Source organism: Delftia sp. ASV31, from assembly GCF_016428765.1.
GTDB lineage: Bacteria > Pseudomonadota > Gammaproteobacteria > Burkholderiales > Burkholderiaceae_C > Comamonas > Comamonas acidovorans.
This window is the reverse complement of the sequence record NZ_JAELTK010000019.1, coordinates 61,402-77,278: the sequence shown is the minus strand read 5'-3', so window position 1 is coordinate 77,278 and position 15,877 is coordinate 61,402. Positions and strand designations below refer to the sequence as shown.

Here is a 15,877-nt window from a genome sequence, read left to right as displayed (position 1 = left end):
CCCCCCCCCCCCCCCCCCCCCCCCCCCCCCCCCCCCCCCCCCCCCCCCCCCCCCCCCCCCCCCCCCCCCCCTCTCCAACGCTCCGGCGACCCCCCAGATCTACACTGTTCGCATTTCGTCGGCAGCGTCAGACCCCCCCCCCCCCCCCCCCTGTGCGCCATATCACGCTATATCAACTCAATATCGCTGGTCGAAGTGATTTCAGCCGACAGCAGCGAGATCTGTTGCCCTCGTTCGAGAATACGTACGAGATGTATGAAGCTGCTTGCAGCTATCTGGGATCGCGTGGCTTCCGTCAGGCAACGCTTTACGATTGGGAGCGCATCGAAAGTGAGGCGGGGAGATTTTCGCATGAAAATGCCGAGCGCTATCAATATGAGCAGCAGCTTCGCGAATTTCTTCAAAAGGATACCGAGGGTGTGATGGCGGTGGCCTGCAACATGGTCGGCATCGGCTATGCGGCCATCAGTGGCTGCATGACTTGGCCAAATGAAGGCGGGCCAAACTGGATACAGATGAACAAGCGCTCAATGCAGGGCTACTTCGAATGCATTGATGCTGGTATTTTGCCAGTAGAAAAATACTTCGAATATACGCCGGAGGATCTTCGTTTGGTCTATATATTTCAACAATTGCAGACTATGAAGATTGATCGGACTACCTATGAGCAGGCATTTGGCACGGAGGTAGTCCAAGACTATGCGCCCATATGGGATGAACTGGATGCACGGCAATGGATAGAGAAATCTGAGTCTACCATTCGCATGGTGGGTCTGGGGCGGTTCTTGATTCCGATGATTCAATCATTGTTCTCGCATGCCCGCTTGCAGGAGATGCGTATGGGCCGCGATGCAATTCAGGCTGAAGGCAAGCGCTTCATCCAGATTTCAAAAGGTTGACGGCGCATGCAGAAAATCTATGTACCGACCAGGGATGGCCATGTCATCGTGCTGACGCGCATCGGCCCTTCGGAGGGGCCAGTGGTGGCCGTGACGCATGGCACGTTTTCTAACGTCACGTCATGCAAGAGACTAGGTAGATTCCTCGCTTTACAAGGTTATGGCGTTTGGCTGTTTGATTGGCGCGGGCATGGGCTGAATCCGCCAACCACCCACGACTACGACTTAGAAACGGTGGCCGAAGAGGACATTGAAAGCGCTCTCGGAGAGATTCATCGTCAAGAGGGGGGGCGGCGCTTGACGCTCATAGGGCATAGCGGTGGAGGTATCGCCGCTGCCATCTGGGCTGCGCGTCGGCCCGATCGGGCGCATGCGTATCTGGCTGGCCTAGTGCTGCTTGCCGCCCAGGTGACCCATGCGGCGGCAACTTTTGCGTCGTGGGCTGCAATCAAGGGCTACAGGGCCTGGATTGCCCGCAGACAATGGCTTACCGCGAGCGGCATGGTCGGTCCCGAGAGGGAAAGCGCCCGTCTGATGCGCCAGTGGTGCTATTGGAACCTGCAGCGCAAATTCGTCGGTTATGACGGCATGGACTATTTGCGCAGGCTAACCGAGGTTCGTATTCCCGTTCTGGCGCTTGCGGGATCTGCCGACCGTGTGATCGCCCCTTGGCAGGGGTGCGAAGCTCTAGCCAGGGCTTTTGGAGGTAAGGACATCGAATTCCTGCTGTGCGGCAAGGCCACCTGTTTTCAGGAGGACTACAGTCACAGCCGGCTGTTGATGGCGGGCAACGCGCAGTCCGACGTATATCCACGGATCGCGCAGTGGATGAAGCTGAGGATCGGCGCCGCATCATCCTTAGAGCCTGCTCACGGTCTCGCGGGAGACGGAGCGCAGTGCTCCGAGGCGCCTCAATACACTCTTCCACCCTTGTAGACGGCATGCTGGCGGCGCTGCAGCTGCGTGACCTCGGCCATCTTCGACATGGCGGCGCCCGCATGGGCGTGGGTGATGGCCAGGCCCAGGGCGTCGGCGGCATCGGTGCCGGGCAGGCCGGGCAGTTGCAGCAGGCGGCGCACCATTTCCTGGATCTGGCTCTTGGCCGCGCGGCCGTGGCCGGTCATGGCCTTTTTCATCTGCAGTGCCGTGTATTCGGCGACCGGCAGGCCCGCATTGACCAGGGCCGTGAGCGCGGCGCCGCGCGCCTGGCCCAGCAGCAACGTGGACTGGGGGTTGACGTTGACGAAGACGATTTCCACGGCCGAGGTGTCGGGCTGGTAGCGGCTGGCGACTTCCGAGATGCCGTCGAACAGCAGCTTGAGCCGGCCCGGCAGGTCGCCCAGCGCGATGCTGGTGGTGCGGATGGTGCCGCTGGCCACATAGGCCAGGCGGTGGCCGTCGACGTCGATCACGCCGAATCCCGTGGTCTGCAGCCCGGGGTCGATTCCAAGAATGCGCATGGCGTGACTGTAGCCGTTCAGGGGATGACGGCGCTGGGCATTCTTTGCATGACCGTGCGCGTGCGCTGCAGCAGATAGCCGGAGTTGGGCAGCTTCTCGAAGCGTTTGGGCTGGGGCAGCATCACGGCCAGGCGTGCGGCCTCGGCCGCGCTGAGCTGTGAGGCGCTCTTGCGAAAGTAGTGGCGGGCTGCAGCCTCCGCGCCAAATACGCCCTGGCCCCATTCCACGCTGTTGAGGTAGATCTCCAGGATGCGCTGCTTGCTCAGCATCAGTTCCAGCAGCTGGGTCAGCACCAGTTCCTGGCCCTTGCGCAGCAGGCTGCGTTCGCCCGACAGCAGCAGGTTCTTGGCCAGCTGCTGGGTGATGGTGGAGCCACCGTAGATCTTGGGCGCCTTGCCGTTGTCTGCCTTCTGGGCACGGGCTTCGGCGCGCTGGTTGCGCTGCCAAGCCTTCTCGATGGCCTCCCATTGCACCCCGTGGTGTTCGGTGAAGCTGTCATCTTCGGAGGCGATGACGGCGCGCTTGAGCGTGGGCGCGATGCGGTCGTAGGGCAGCCATTGCTGGCTCCAGTGCAGGCCTTCGGAGCTGCGCAGCATCTGCCATGCCTCGGAGCGCTGAAAGGCCGTGGATTCAGGATCGACCACCACCATCAGCGCAATGCGCAGCACAAAGAACAGCTGCAGCAGCAGGCCGGCGCACAGCACCAGCAGCAGGGCGCGTGCCAGGGATTTCATAAAGCGCTCAGCCGCCTTGAGCAATATGGGCGCGCAGCTCGTTCAGCACCTGGGCCGACGGGGGGCGCACGCCGCGCCACAGCGCGAACGATTCGGCCGCCTGCTCCACCAGCATGCCCAGCCCGTCGCGGGCCTGGGCGCCATGGTGCTCGGCCCATTGCAGGAAGCCCTGGGCTGCGGCGCCGTACATCATGTCGTAGGCCAGGCTGCCAGGCCGCAGCACGCGGGCCGGCACGGGCACCTCGGCACCGGCCAGGCTGCTGGCGGTGGCGTTGATGACCACGTCGAAATCCTCATCCACGGCCTGCTGCTCCAGCGCCACCAGTTCCACGCCATGGTGCGCGGCGATGGCGGCATGGCGCTGCACCAGGGCCTGGGCGCGCTCGAAGGTGCGGTTGACCACGGCGATGCGGCGCGGGCGCTCGGCAAGCAGCGAGCCCAGTGCGCCGGCTGCGGCGCCACCCGCGCCCAGCAGCAGCAGGTCGCGCCCAGCCAGCGGCACGCCCGCATTGCGCACGATGTCGGCCACCAGGCCCAGGCCGTCGGTGTTGTCGGCATGGATGCCGTCCGCCGCCAGCACCAGGGTGTTGGCGGCGCCGGCCAGTTGCACGCGCTCGCTGGAGGTGGTGGCCAGCTGTGCGGCTTCCAGCTTGAAGGGCACGGTGACATTGCAGCCGCGCCCGCCTGCCGCGACGAAGCCGCGCACGGCCTCGGCAAAGCCTTGCAGCTCCACATGCTGGCGCTCGTAGTGCAGGTCCTGCCCGCACAGTTCGGCAAAGCGGGCATGGATCCAGGGCGAACGGCTGTGCGCGACGGGGTTGCCCATGACGCAGTAGCGGTCGGAGGAGTTGGCGGCGGAAGTCATGTCGGAAAAGGAGGGTGCGCGAAGACAAGAAGAGGGCGCTACTGCACGGTCGTCTGCAGCGTCTGCTCGCGGGTGAACTTGAAGCGCGAGACCACGGCGATCTGGTCGGCCTTGGCGCGCATGGCGGGGCCGAAATGGCCGAAGGGGCCCGCCGCACGCGCAATGGCCTCGGCCCGGGTGTCCAGCAGACGGTTGCCCGAGCCCTGCACGATCTCGGTGGACAGCACCCGCCCGTCGTGGTTGACGGTGAGGATCATGACCAGCTCGCCGTAGAGTTTCTTGCCGGCCTGCTCGGGGAAGTTTTCCGTGCCCTTGTCCTCGACCTTGCGGCGCAGGCCGTCGTAGTAGATGGCGTAGACGGCTTCGCGCGTGGACGGGCTGATATAGCGCTTCTTGGGGCGGGCGTTTTCCTCGTTGATGCGCTTTTCGATCTCGGCCAGCAGCTTGACCAGCTGCTGGCGCTTTTCCTGCTGGGCCTGCTGCTCCTTGGTCTGCTTGGCCGCCTCGCGCGGGTCCAGCGGCGGCAGGGCCGCGACCTGCTTGCGCAACTGCGTCAGCAAGACGGTCTGCTGCTCCTGCATGGAGTCGATCTGGCGCTGGCGCTCCTCGAAGTCGTCGCCCACGGCCGTGAGTGCCGAGTAGGGCATGGGGCTGGAGGCCCGGCCCTTGTCGGCCTCGCCGCCTCCGGCCAGCGAGGTCTGCGCGATGGCCTGTGCCTTGTCGGGCTGCTCGTTGGCGCGGGCATTGACCAGGATGACTTCCAGCGGCGTGTCCTGGAACACGCGGTCGAAGCGCTCCGGGTCGATGAACCGGAACGAGAACAACCCGGCATGCAGGGCGATGGAAACGCCCAGTGCCAACTGCAGCGTGCTCAGGGAACGGAGGGCGGTAGGCAGTTTCACGTCAGATCTGGGGCAGTTGCTCGGATGTGAGGCAGGTCAGGGCTGGGCGGGGTCGGCCGCCGGTGTGCCATCGGTCTCGTTCATGTCCACGGCGATGGCGATGGGGCCGGCCACGGCTTCCTCGTCATCCTCGGCGCTGTCTTCGGCGCCATCGGCAGCGGCCGCTGCATCGCCATCCAGGCGCTCGATCAGCGTGCCCGAGACATCGAGCGCGATCTCGTCGATCTCGCCCAGGCGCACGCGCACATGGGCGCCGCGCGGCAGGCCGGTGACGCCCAGCACGGGGAAGACCAGGGGCAGGTCATCGGCGCGCACCAGCAGGCCGCCGCCCATGCCTTCCTTGATGACGGTGGCCGTCAGCTCGGTGATGGCGTGCTGCTGCAGGTACTTGAGTGTCCAGAACCGTTCCATGCCGGCCTGGTAGCCGTTGTAGGCGCTGTAGGCACCGTCGAAGCTGCTGATGATGCCGAACAGCTCGGCATCCTTGGGCTTGAACGGCGCGGCCAGGGCGGCGGTCTTGCCGTGGCGTGCGCAGGCAATGATCTGCCACTGGTTGACCAGGTCCACGTAGCGGCGCAGCGGCGAGGTGGCCCAGGCGTAGCTCTTGACGCCGATGCCTGCATGGGGCTGCGCCTTGGTGGACATGCGCACCTTGATGCCGGGCGCCAGGCTGGCCTGGCTGCGGTAGATGCCGGGCACGCCGAGCTCGGCCATCCAGCCGCCCCAGGTGCTGTTGGCCACGATGGCGGCCTCGGCCACGATCAGGTCCAGCGGCGCGCCGCGCTTGCGCACGCTGATCTCCACCTGCTCGTTGCCGCGGGGCTCGGCGCCGCCGTTGCCCACGAGGCGGAAGTTGTAGTCGGGGCGGTTGAAGTTCTCGGGCTTGCCGCGCACCAGTTCGCGCCCGGCCTTCAGGTGCTTGGCCCAGCGCTGCAGGAACGTCAGTTCGGCGCGCTTGCCTTGCAGCACTTCGGGCGTGCCCTCGACCTCGAAGGAGGGGTCGGCCAGCCACTGCTCGGTGACGATGTGGTCCAGCTTGTCATGGCGGAAGTTGACCTGCACGGGCACGCGCTCCAGGCGTGTCTCGCTGGCCGTGGTCTCCAGTGTGGCCTCGTCCACGGTGACGTACAGCGATACGGCGGGGTTGGCGCGGCCTTCGTCCAGCGTGTAGATCTGCACCACCTCGTCGGGCAGCATGGTGATCTTGTAGCCGGGCATGTAGACGGTGGACAGGCGCGAGCGGCCGAGTTGGTCCAGCGGCGTGCCCGGCACGATGGCCAGACCGGGTGCGGCAATGTGGATACCCACGGTGACCGTGCCCGTGCCCAGGCCGCGCACCGACAGCGCATCGTCGATTTCGGTGGTGGCCGAGTCATCGATGGAAAACGCCTGGACTTCGGCCAGCGGCAGGTCGGCCGGTGGCTGGGGTGCCTGCAGGGCCGGGAACTGCGTGCCCTTGGGGAAGTGGTCGAACAGGAAGCGCTTCCAGTGGAACTCGTAGGCCGATTCAATGGCGCCGGCCCTGTGCAGCAGGTCCAGCGGGGCCAGGCGCGTGGCGCGGCTGGCCTCGACCACGGCCTTGTATTCGGCGGCGTTCTTGTCGGGGCGGAACAGGATCTTGTAGAGCTGCTCGCGGATGGGGCCGGGGCATTCGCCGGCGCCCAGTTGCTCGGCCCAGGCCGTGATCTGGGCCTGGATCTGCTTTTTCTTCTCTATGCCGGCCAGCGCCTGCTGCAGGATCTCGGCCGGCGCCTTCTTGAAGCGGCCCTTGCCGGAGCGGCGGAAGTAGTGCGGTGCATCGTAGAGACGGAACAGCGCGCCGGCCTGCTCGGCCAGCGTGGCCTTGTCCGAGAAATAGTCGCGTGCAAGGTCGGCAAAGCCGAATTCCTCCTCGGGGGCGAATTCCCAGGCCAGGTCCAGATCGATCTGGGCGGCCTGCGCCTGCGCCTGGGCGATCAGTTCGGCAGGCGCCGGCTTGTCGAACTTGAGCAGGATGTTGGCCGACTTGACCTTGACCCGTTTGCCCGAGTCCAGCTCCACCTGCGCGGAGGTGTCGGCTTCGGAGAGGATGCGGCCGGCCAGGAACTTGCCGGATTCTTCAAACAATGCGTGCATAGCCCGACATTCTCCCATGCTGCGGCTGGCAGCTGCCGCGCAGTCTTGCGCGGCATCAGGCCAGATTCAGGAACTCGTCCAGCTGAGGCAAGTACTCCTCGAAGTTGCTCAGCGCGTGATCGCCGCCTTCCTGGATGATCTGCAGCGCATGCGGATAGCGTGCGCTCATCTCGCGCCAGTCCAGCACCTCGTCTCCCTCGGCCGCCAGCAGCATTTCGGGAGCGGCCGGTGTCATGTGGCGCGTGTCCAGCGCGCGCAGCTCCTCGATGTATTCGCGGCGGAAGAAGAAACGCTCCTCCGGGTTGTGCCAGGAAGTCTGCTCGCCGATGTACTTTTCAAGATCGCGCGCCGGGTTGACAGCCGGGTTGATCATCACGCTGCGGCAGCGCGCCAGCTGGGCCACCCAGCTGGCGTAGTAGCCGCCCAGCGAGGAGCCGATCACGGCCATGGTCTCGCGCGGCCAGCTGCCGATGCCATCGGCAATGAGGGCAGCCGCTTCGCGCGGGGATGGGGGCAGTTGCGGGCTCCACCAGCGCACATGGGGATGGCGCGTGGCCACATGCTCGGCCAGGCGCCGGGCCTTGTTGGATTGGGGAGAGGAGCGAAAGCCGTGCAGGTACAGCAAATGGGTGGTGGTCATGGCGGGCGCTCTCCTTTGCGTTGCTGGGGCCGGGCGCGGGATGCGGCCCGGACGGCTCATGGCCCATTGTGGCCGCTGCGGCAGGCGGCGCCCAGCAGGGAAGGCCCGGGCCGACAGCTGGATGACAACCGCCTCCGTGGGCAACCCTGCGCCGGGCTCGGCCGCATGCGCCACGGGATAATGGCGGCCCGTGCCCGCGACCGACCATCCCTGTGACCGAATTCGACAAGCCCTCCCTCTGGCAACGTGTTGCCCCGCTGCTGCGGGGCTTTGACTTCTGGTTGCTGCTGTTCGTGGGCATGCTGGCGTCGGCGGGGCTGGTCGCCATGTACTCCTCGGGCTTCGACCACGGCACGCGCTTCACCGACCATGGGCGCAACATGCTGATCGCGGCGGCCATCCTCTTCGTCGTGGCCCAGATTCCCCCGCAGCAGCTCATGAAGGTGGCCGTACCGCTGTACATGCTGGGCGTGGCGCTGCTGGTGGCGGTGGCGCTGTTCGGCATCACCAAGAAGGGGGCGCAGCGCTGGGTCAACGTGGGCGTGGTGATCCAGCCCAGCGAACTGCTGAAGATCGCCACGCCGCTGATGCTGGCCTGGTGGTTCCAGCGCCGCGAGGGCCAGCTGCGCGGCACGGACTTCGTGATCGCCATGGTCCTGCTCCTGGTGCCCGTGGGGCTGATCATGAAGCAGCCCGACCTGGGCACCTCGCTGCTGGTGATGGCCGCAGGCCTGTCCGTGATCTTTTTCGCGGGCCTGCCCTGGAAACTCATCGTGCCGCCCGTGCTCGCCGGCGCCATCGGCATCACGCTCATCGTGCTGTACGAGCCCCAGCTATGCGCCGACGGCGTGCGCTGGCCCGTGCTGCATGAATACCAGCAAACCCGTGTCTGCACCCTGCTGGACCCCACACGCGATCCGCTGGGCAAGGGATTCCACATCATCCAGGGGATGATCGCCATCGGTTCGGGCGGTGTCTGGGGCAAGGGCTTCATGGCGGGCACCCAGACGCACCTGGAGTTCATCCCCGAGCGCACGACCGACTTCATCTTCGCGGCCTATTCCGAGGAGTTCGGACTGGTCGGCAACCTGTTCATCATCGTCTCCTTCCTGCTGCTGGTCTGGCGCGGGCTGGCCATCGCCATCCAGGCCAACTCGCTGTTCGCGCGGCTCATGGCGGCAGCCGTGGCCATGATCTTCTTCACCTATGCCTTCGTGAACATGGGCATGGTCAGCGGCATCCTGCCCGTGGTCGGCGTGCCGCTGCCCTTCATCAGCTATGGCGGCACGGCCATGGTCACGCTGGGGCTGGCGCTGGGCGTGCTGATGTCGGTGGCGCGCTCGCAGCGGCAGCTGCCGGGCGAGGGCGGCGGGCCGCTCTGAATCGCACTTTGCGGCGCCAAAGGCGCCTGCAAATGTCAAAGAGTCTGGATGCCTGCGGTATCGGGCGTCGCATTCCTTCCTGCGATTTGGCTCGGAAAATGAGACGCCAAAAGCGCTGGTTGCTCCCTTTTTGATAGTTTCTGCGGGAGTCTGCTCACTTGCCACCGCCGCCAGGGCAGGCTACAAAGCAGGTGCGGATATGGGCCAGCATGTTCGCCATCCACGCGGATGCATGCCTACGGAATGCCGCTCAGCCTGGTGGAGCGGCATTCCGTTCTTTTTTGTGGGTTGGCAAGCCGCTGGCCGCAGCCGTTGCACGGCGAGGGCATGGCCGGCTCTCTACAATGCGTGAATGATCTCCCGCGAACCCACCATTGAACGCCTGGCCACAGCGCGCCAGTTGCTGCTTGAGCCCTTCGGGCTCGATGAAACCCATCTCGCGCGCGCACTGGCCGAGATCCGCAGCCACCAGGTCGACGACGCCGACCTCTACTTCCAGTACACCCGCGCCGAAGGCTGGAGCCTGGAAGAGGGCATCGTCAAGACCGGCAGCTTCAGCATCGACCAGGGCGTGGGCGTGCGTGCGGTCAGTGGCGAGAAGACGGCATTTGCCTATTCCGACGATATTTCCGAAGCCTCGCTGCTGGATGCCGCGCGCACCGTGCGCTCCATCTCGGGCGCGGCCCAGAGCAAGCGCGTGCGCGCCAATGCTCCCAAGATTGCGCAAAGCCGCTCGCTGTATCCCGGCCTGGACCCCATCGCCACGCTGGACAGCACGGCCAAGGTCGAGCTGCTGGGCAAGGTCGAGAAACTGGCCCGCGCCAAGGACCCGCGCGTGGTTCAGGTCATGGCCGGCCTGGCCAGCGAGTACGACGTGGTGCTGGTGGCCCGTGCCGATGGCACGCTGGCGGCCGACGTGCGGCCGCTGGTGCGCCTGTCGGTTACCGTGATCGCCGAGCAAAAGGGCCGGCGTGAGGTGGGCTCTGCCGGCGGCGGTGGCCGTTTCGGGCTGGCCTATTTCAGCGACGAGCAGATCACCCAGTACGTGGACGAGGCCGTGAGCGCGGCCCTCACCAACCTGGAATCCCGCCCCGCGCCGGCTGGCGAGATGACCGTGGTGCTTGGCCCCGGCTGGCCTGGCGTGCTGCTGCACGAAGCCGTGGGACACGGTCTGGAAGGCGACTTCAACCGCAAGGGCGCCAGCGCCTTCAGCGGCCGCATCGGCCAGCGCGTGGCTGCCAAGGGCGTCACCGTGCTGGATGACGGCACGCTGGCCGATCGCCGCGGCTCGCTCAACGTCGATGACGAAGGCTGCACCAGCCAGAGCAATGTGCTGATCGAGGACGGCATCCTCAAGGGCTACATCCAGGACGCGATGAATGCCCGCCTGATGGGCGTCAAGCCCACGGGCAACGGCCGCCGCGAAAGCTATGCCCACATTCCCATGCCGCGCATGACCAACACCTACATGCTCGGTGGCGACCGGGAGCCGCAGGAAATCGTGGCCTCGATCAAGAAGGGCCTGTACGCCACCAACTTCGGCGGCGGCCAGGTCGATATCACCAGCGGCAAGTTCGTGTTCTCCGCCAGCGAGGCCTATTGGGTCGAGAACGGCAAGATCCAGTACCCCGTCAAGGGCGCGACCATCGTGGGCAGCGGCCCGGAATCGCTCAAGCACATCACCATGATCGGCAACGACATGCGCCTGGACAGCGGCGTTGGCACGTGCGGCAAGGAAGGCCAGAGCGTGCCTGTGGGCGTGGGCCAGCCCACGCTGCGCATCGACGGCCTGACGGTGGGCGGCACGGCCTGACGGTCCCATGCCCGCGCCCTGCACGGCAGGCCGGGCCCTGTCCTGCCTGACGCGGCCCGCCGCGTTCGGTGGGCGCCGCCCGGCGCCGATTCCATGACCCAGCTTTCCTTTTCCTCCCGGCCAGGCCCGCGGACCTCCGTCCATCCCCTGCGCAGCCTGCCGAAGCAATGGCGTGCCTGGGCCGGCGAGTCGCGGCTGAGCCGCTTCTGGCAGCATGAGCTGATCGTGGGCGACCTGCAGCCCATGCACCAGCAACTGGCCTTGCTGGCCGTCGCGCTGGACGAGTCCGTACGCGTGCGCTATGCGGGCAGCCCGCGCCCCGCGGTCGAAGACGCCATACAGCAGCTTGACCTGGCGGTGCTGGACCACCAGCACTTTCTCACCACGCTGGCCACGGGCTGGCATGCCCTCTACGAATTTCCTGCCTACCAGCGTCTGCTCAAAGGCTTCAGGGAGGCCGTCCACGCCTGGCAGCAGTCCGTGCTGGTGGGCGATGCCCAGGAGCCCGAGCACTTCCGCCGCTGCGAGCGCCTGGGCTGGCGTCTGCTGGGCGATGCATGCCTGCTGACGGACATGTTTGCCGAATCCGCCGCCGTGGCCGGCGAAGCCGATGTGACTGCCATCCTGTCTGGTTACAAGGCGCGCCGATGGCAACCCTTGAGTGCCGTGCGCCGGGCCCTGCGCAGGCTGCGTGACGCGTTGCTGCGGCGTTGATCGCGCCCTTGCGTGACGCGCAGATGCATCATTTCCCGGGGTTTGCACGTTTTCATGGCTGATTGCAATAAAACTGCATGGCATCGTGATTTTCTGCATATTCCTGAAGAATTTTTGCGTGAAACTTAGAAAAAAGCAGTTTTATTGCGTCAATGATTTTGTGCTTCCTCTCTGTGGCACGGTGAAGGGCAGCTTCCCCGCCCTCATGTCCATGTTGCACTGCGAAAAATGACTGTGCTACATTCGATCCCCATGCAAGCCCGTGCCTCCTTCTACTTTTACTTTTGGTTCTCCTCCCCGGCGGAAGAGAGGTAAGCGCGCGCACCCGAACAAACCTCCCTCAAAACCGCCGAAGCTGTAAAGCCCGGCGGTTTTTTGTTTTTCCCTCCCGATTCTTCGCTCCGTTTTCCACGATCCATCTTTCCTCACGAAAGCAAGCAATGACTGCTCATCAAGCTTCCCTCGCCGATTCCTGGTATCGCGGCGGTTCCCAAAAGACTGGCCAAACCGACGACGCACGTATCAAGGACATCACCGTGTTGCCCCCTCCCGAGCACCTCATTCGCTTCTTCCCCATCCGCGGTACGGCCGTCGAAACCCTGATCGGCGACACCCGCCGCACCATCCACAACATCATGGCTGGCGAGGATGACCGCCTGCTGGTCATCGTCGGCCCCTGCTCCATCCACGATCCGGCGGCCGCCATCGAGTACGCACGCCGCCTGGCGCCCATACGCGAGCAGTACAAGGACACGCTGGAGATCGTGATGCGCGTGTACTTCGAAAAGCCGCGCACCACCGTGGGCTGGAAGGGTTTGATCAACGATCCCTACCTGGACCAGAGCTACCGCATCGACGAAGGCCTGCGCATTGCGCGGCAACTGCTGATCGACATCAACCGCCTGGGCGTGCCGGCCGCCAGCGAGTTCCTGGACGTGATCTCGCCCCAGTACATCGCCGATCTGATCAGCTGGGGCGCCATCGGTGCGCGTACCACGGAAAGCCAGGTCCACCGTGAACTGGCCTCGGGCATCTCGGCGCCCATCGGCTTCAAGAACGGCACGGACGGCAACATCCGCATCGCCACCGACGCCATCCAGTCGGCCAGCCGCGGCCACCACTTCCTGTCCGTGCACAAGAATGGCCAGGTTGCCATCGTGAACACGGCGGGCAACCAGGATTGCCACGTCATCCTGCGCGGCGGCAAGACCCCCAACTACGACGCGGCCAACGTGGCCGCTGCCTGCGAGGATCTGGAAAAGGCCGGCCTGCCTCCCACGCTGATGGTGGACTGCAGCCACGCCAACAGCTCCAAGCAGCACGAGCGCCAAAAGGATGTGGCACGCGACATCGCCGGACAGATCAGCGGCGGTTCGCGCAGCGTCTTCGGCGTGATGATCGAAGGCCATCTCGTGGGCGGCGCCCAGAAGTTCACGCCCGGCAAGGATGAGGTGGCTGCGCTGACCTATGGCCAGAGCATCACCGATGCCTGCCTGGGCTGGGATGATTCCCTGGCAACGCTGGCCGAGCTGTCCGACGCCGTGCAGCAGCGCCGCGTCAAGCATCCCGAGCCGGCTGCGGCCCTGGTTGCTGCCTGAGCCGGAAAAGAAAACGGGGCATGCATGCCCCGTTTTTTCCATGTCCCGGTTTTCTTGTTCAGTGTGGCGGCGTGGCGTCCGGCGGGGTCAGTCCGCCCTGGTTCAGCGTGTCGTCAATGCCCAGCAGCAGGACCAGCAACCGGCGCTTGTCGAATGCCACGGGCTGGCTCCATTCATGCTCGGCCAGTGGATGCACATGGCTTTGGCAGGGCAATTGGCCGCGGGCATCGACCACGGCACGCAGCCGGGGCAGGAAAACCCACTGCAGCCATTCCTGCAGCTTGAGCGTGTCGTACATGAACGGCATGGTCGATGCCATGGCCTCAGGGCTGGGCGCCACGGCCGACCAGAGGCTCTGGCTGCGCAACTCGTCTTCGAGTTGCTGCAACTGGTCGAGCAGTTTCTGGTGCGTGGTGTCGGTTGCCATGCGGTGAGGTCCATAAAAAAACGGGGCTAAATCTGTCGGGCATTGTACGTTTGCACCTTTGGGCAGGCGCTGGCAGGCCTTGAAACACCTGCTGGCGGCAGTGCCGGCTCCAGCGCCGGTGCCAGTCTCTGGCACTTGAGGCATGTCAGCTTGCCCGGGGTGTGGAAAAGGCGCTTGCGGTTAAGCTCAGGGCATGAGTGACAGCCCTGTCTGCATGAGCAGGCACAGGGCCGTATCCCGTAATGAAGAGAGGAGTTCCATGCGCAGCGAAGTGATTGTGGTGTTGGATGCCGGACAAGAGTACCGCACGGACACCAGCGGGCTCACCCCCATGAGTTCCGATGAAGGACGGCATTGGCTGGACCAGCAGTTCATCTCCATGGACTGCGAACCCCTGCGCGCCAGCGGCAAGGTTCTGCTGGCCGACAAGCTGGTGGTGGTGGCGCGTGCGGCGCGTTCGCGCTCCGGGCTGTTCGACGACGAGCAATGGCGCAACAGCTATGCCGTGGCCGCCCAGGCCGTGCTGTCCAAGCCGCTGATCCGTGTCGATGTGCCGGCCATGTCCATCAGTTACTGACGACGGACAGATAGCGATACAGCAAAGAAGCCTGGGCATGACCCGGGCTTCTTTCATTGGGGGCTGTGCCCGGTTCAGCCTGCGGCTTGCAGCGCCGCCAGCAGCTTGGGGTGAATGCCGCCGAAGCCGCCATTGCTCATGCACACCACGTGGTCACCGGGGCGGGCGGCTGCGCGGATCTGCCCGATCAGCGTATCGATGTCGGCAGCCACCTGCGCCTTGTGGCCGGCTCCCACGCCCAGGGGGCGCAGCGCCTCGGCAGCATCCCAGTCCAGGCCGGCCGTGTGGCAGAACACCAGATCGGCGCTTTCCAGGGCCCAGGGCAGTTGCGACTTCATGGTGCCCAGCTTCATGGTGTTGCTGCGCGGCTCGAACACCGCCAGGATGCGTGCCTGGCTGCCGAGCTTGCGGCGCAGGCCGTCCAGCGTGGTGCGGATGGCCGTGGGATGGTGGGCGAAGTCGTCGTAGACGGACACGCCACCCGCCATGCCGCGCAGCTCCATGCGTCGCTTGACGTTCTGAAAGCGCGCAAGCGCTTCGCAGGCCTGCGCCGGCGTCACGCCCACATGCTCGGCCGCTGCAATGGCGGCCAGCGCATTGAGCTGGTTGTGCTCCCCGGTCAGTGCCCATTCCAGGCGTGCGACCTTGTGGCCACGGTGCAGCACGTCGAAGGCGCCGGGATCGCCCTGGGCACTGAAATCGCTGACCACCGCACCGAAGCTGGAGACCTCGCTCCAGCAGCCCTGGTGCAGCACGCGGGTGATGCTTTCCTCTATGCCGTTGACCACCAGCCGCCCGGAGGCGGGAACGGTGCGCACGAGATGGTGGAACTGGCGTTCGATGGCGCCGAGGTCCTCGAAGATGTCGGCGTGGTCGAACTCCAGGTTGTTGAGCACGGCCGTGCGCGGGCGGTAGTGCACGAACTTGCTGCGTTTGTCGAAGAAGGCCGTGTCGTATTCATCGGCCTCGATGACGAAGACGGGCTCCGCGCCGGCCGGCCCCTGACCTGGCGTCGGGCGGCTGGATGCGCCCAGGCGGGCCGAAACGCCGAAGTCCAGCGGCACGCCGCCGACCAGAAAGCCCGGAGCCAGGCCTGCGCATTCGAGAATCCAGGCCAGCATCGACGTCGTGGTCGTCTTGCCGTGGGTGCCGGCCACGGCCAGCACATGGCGCGGGCAGGACGGATGGTGCAGCACCTGTTCGCAAAGCCATTGCGGACCGCTGGTGTAGGGGGCGCCGCTTTCAAGAATCGCCTCCATCAGCGGGAACTTGGGGCTGCCGTCGGGCAGCCGCGCGCGGCTGACCACGTTGCCCACGACATACATGTCGGGTTGCAGGGCCATCTGGTCGGCGCCGTAGCCCTCGATCAGGTCGATGCCCAGTGCACGCAACTGATCGCTCATCGGCGGATAGACGCCGGCGTCGCAGCCTGTGACGCGGTGCCCAGCCTCGCGCGCCAGTGCGGCCAGTCCGCCCATGAAGGTGCCGCAGATGCCCAGAATATGTATGTGCATGGCCGGGCATTCTACGGTTGCCGTCATGTCCGGGAGGGCTGTCCTGCAAAAACAGGAGCTTGCGGCCCAGCAGGCACCGGGTCCCGGAAACACAAGGTTGCGAAATCGCCGGTGCAAGGCGCTGGCGGGAACGTGCAAAGCCCGTCTGCGGCCGGCGGTGCCGTGGCTTGGGTCACAATGGCCCGGGGCCCTCCGCAGGGAAGGCCTCTTATATATATGTAGGGATACAGCGGATCG

At 65.5% G+C, this 15,877-nt stretch carries 15 protein-coding genes and 1 pseudogene; 8 read left to right on the top strand and 8 right to left on the bottom strand.

Translation table 11 applies throughout. The features are described from left to right. The 3 genes and pseudogenes from JHD82_RS30290 to JHD82_RS09515 all read left to right on the top strand — a co-directional run. Positions 1–199, top strand: a pseudogene (locus JHD82_RS30290) (hypothetical protein); the annotation flags it as partial. 52 nt (positions 200–251) lie between these two features. Further along, the gene (locus JHD82_RS09520; protein WP_233174680.1) at positions 252–899 is read left to right on the top strand and encodes a hypothetical protein; all 648 of its coding nucleotides are present in this window, start codon (positions 252–254) and stop codon (positions 897–899) included. 6 nt (positions 900–905) lie between these two features. Then, entirely contained in the window at positions 906–1,835 is a 930-nt protein-coding gene (locus tag JHD82_RS09515) for an alpha/beta fold hydrolase (RefSeq protein ID WP_199136180.1), read from the top strand. On the opposite strand, the gene ruvC is transcribed toward JHD82_RS09515, so the two are convergent. The 6 genes from ruvC to JHD82_RS09485 are packed head-to-tail and all read right to left on the bottom strand — an operon-like array spanning position 1,811 to position 7,615. Further along, positions 1,811–2,359 carry a crossover junction endodeoxyribonuclease RuvC gene (gene ruvC, locus JHD82_RS09510; RefSeq protein ID WP_199136178.1) on the bottom strand — a complete coding sequence of 183 codons (549 nt, stop codon included), beginning with the start codon at positions 2,357–2,359 and terminating at the stop codon, positions 1,811–1,813. The two genes, JHD82_RS09515 and ruvC, sit on opposite strands and share 25 nt — an antisense overlap. 17 nt (positions 2,360–2,376) lie before the next feature. After that, complete coding sequence (gene mtgA / locus JHD82_RS09505) at positions 2,377–3,093, bottom strand: monofunctional biosynthetic peptidoglycan transglycosylase (protein WP_012203411.1); 717 nt, start codon at positions 3,091–3,093, stop codon at positions 2,377–2,379. 7 nt (positions 3,094–3,100) lie between these two features. Next, positions 3,101–3,958: a shikimate dehydrogenase gene (gene aroE, locus JHD82_RS09500; RefSeq protein ID WP_199136176.1), complete on the bottom strand. Its 858-nt coding sequence runs from the start codon at positions 3,956–3,958 to the stop codon at positions 3,101–3,103. 38 nt (positions 3,959–3,996) lie between these two features. After that, positions 3,997–4,860, bottom strand: coding sequence for an energy transducer TonB (locus JHD82_RS09495; protein ID WP_012203413.1), 864 nt, complete (start codon positions 4,858–4,860; stop codon positions 3,997–3,999). A gap of 36 nt (positions 4,861–4,896) precedes the next feature. Continuing rightward, the gene (locus JHD82_RS09490) at positions 4,897–6,975 is read right to left on the bottom strand and encodes a ribonuclease catalytic domain-containing protein (protein WP_012203414.1); all 2,079 of its coding nucleotides are present in this window, start codon (positions 6,973–6,975) and stop codon (positions 4,897–4,899) included. A gap of 55 nt (positions 6,976–7,030) precedes the next feature. Continuing rightward, positions 7,031–7,615, bottom strand: coding sequence for a YqiA/YcfP family alpha/beta fold hydrolase (locus tag JHD82_RS09485; RefSeq protein WP_012203415.1), 585 nt, complete (start codon positions 7,613–7,615; stop codon positions 7,031–7,033). 212 nt (positions 7,616–7,827) lie between these two features. Here JHD82_RS09485 and rodA point away from each other — a divergent pair, with 212 nt between their 5' ends. The 4 genes from rodA (at position 7,828) to JHD82_RS09465 (ending at position 13,122) form a co-directional block, all read left to right on the top strand. Further along, positions 7,828–8,997 (top strand): rod shape-determining protein RodA, encoded by a 1,170-nt coding sequence (gene rodA / locus JHD82_RS09480; protein ID WP_012203416.1) that lies wholly within the window; start codon positions 7,828–7,830, stop codon positions 8,995–8,997. A gap of 352 nt (positions 8,998–9,349) precedes the next feature. Further along, on the top strand, positions 9,350–10,810 hold the full coding sequence (gene tldD / locus JHD82_RS09475) for a metalloprotease TldD (RefSeq protein ID WP_012203417.1): 1,461 nt from the start codon (positions 9,350–9,352) through the stop codon (positions 10,808–10,810). A gap of 93 nt (positions 10,811–10,903) precedes the next feature. Next, entirely contained in the window at positions 10,904–11,524 is a 621-nt protein-coding gene (locus tag JHD82_RS09470) for a hypothetical protein (protein ID WP_043780846.1), read from the top strand. A gap of 440 nt (positions 11,525–11,964) precedes the next feature. Continuing rightward, complete coding sequence (locus JHD82_RS09465) at positions 11,965–13,122, top strand: 3-deoxy-7-phosphoheptulonate synthase (protein WP_012203418.1); 1,158 nt, start codon at positions 11,965–11,967, stop codon at positions 13,120–13,122. A gap of 58 nt (positions 13,123–13,180) precedes the next feature. On the opposite strand, the gene JHD82_RS09460 is transcribed toward JHD82_RS09465, so the two are convergent. After that, a complete protein-coding gene (locus JHD82_RS09460; RefSeq protein WP_199136174.1) occupies positions 13,181–13,549 on the bottom strand; it encodes a YqcC family protein in 369 nt (122 codons plus the stop codon). Positions 13,550–13,808: 259 nt separating this feature from the next. Between JHD82_RS09460 and JHD82_RS09455 the strand changes: the two genes are divergently transcribed. Continuing rightward, entirely contained in the window at positions 13,809–14,126 is a 318-nt protein-coding gene (locus JHD82_RS09455; RefSeq protein WP_012203420.1) for a hypothetical protein, read from the top strand. Between the two features lie 74 nt (positions 14,127–14,200). On the opposite strand, the gene mpl is transcribed toward JHD82_RS09455, so the two are convergent. After that, positions 14,201–15,640 (bottom strand): UDP-N-acetylmuramate:L-alanyl-gamma-D-glutamyl-meso-diaminopimelate ligase, encoded by a 1,440-nt coding sequence (gene mpl, locus JHD82_RS09450; protein WP_199136172.1) that lies wholly within the window; start codon positions 15,638–15,640, stop codon positions 14,201–14,203. Positions 15,641–15,877 lie beyond the last annotated feature (237 nt).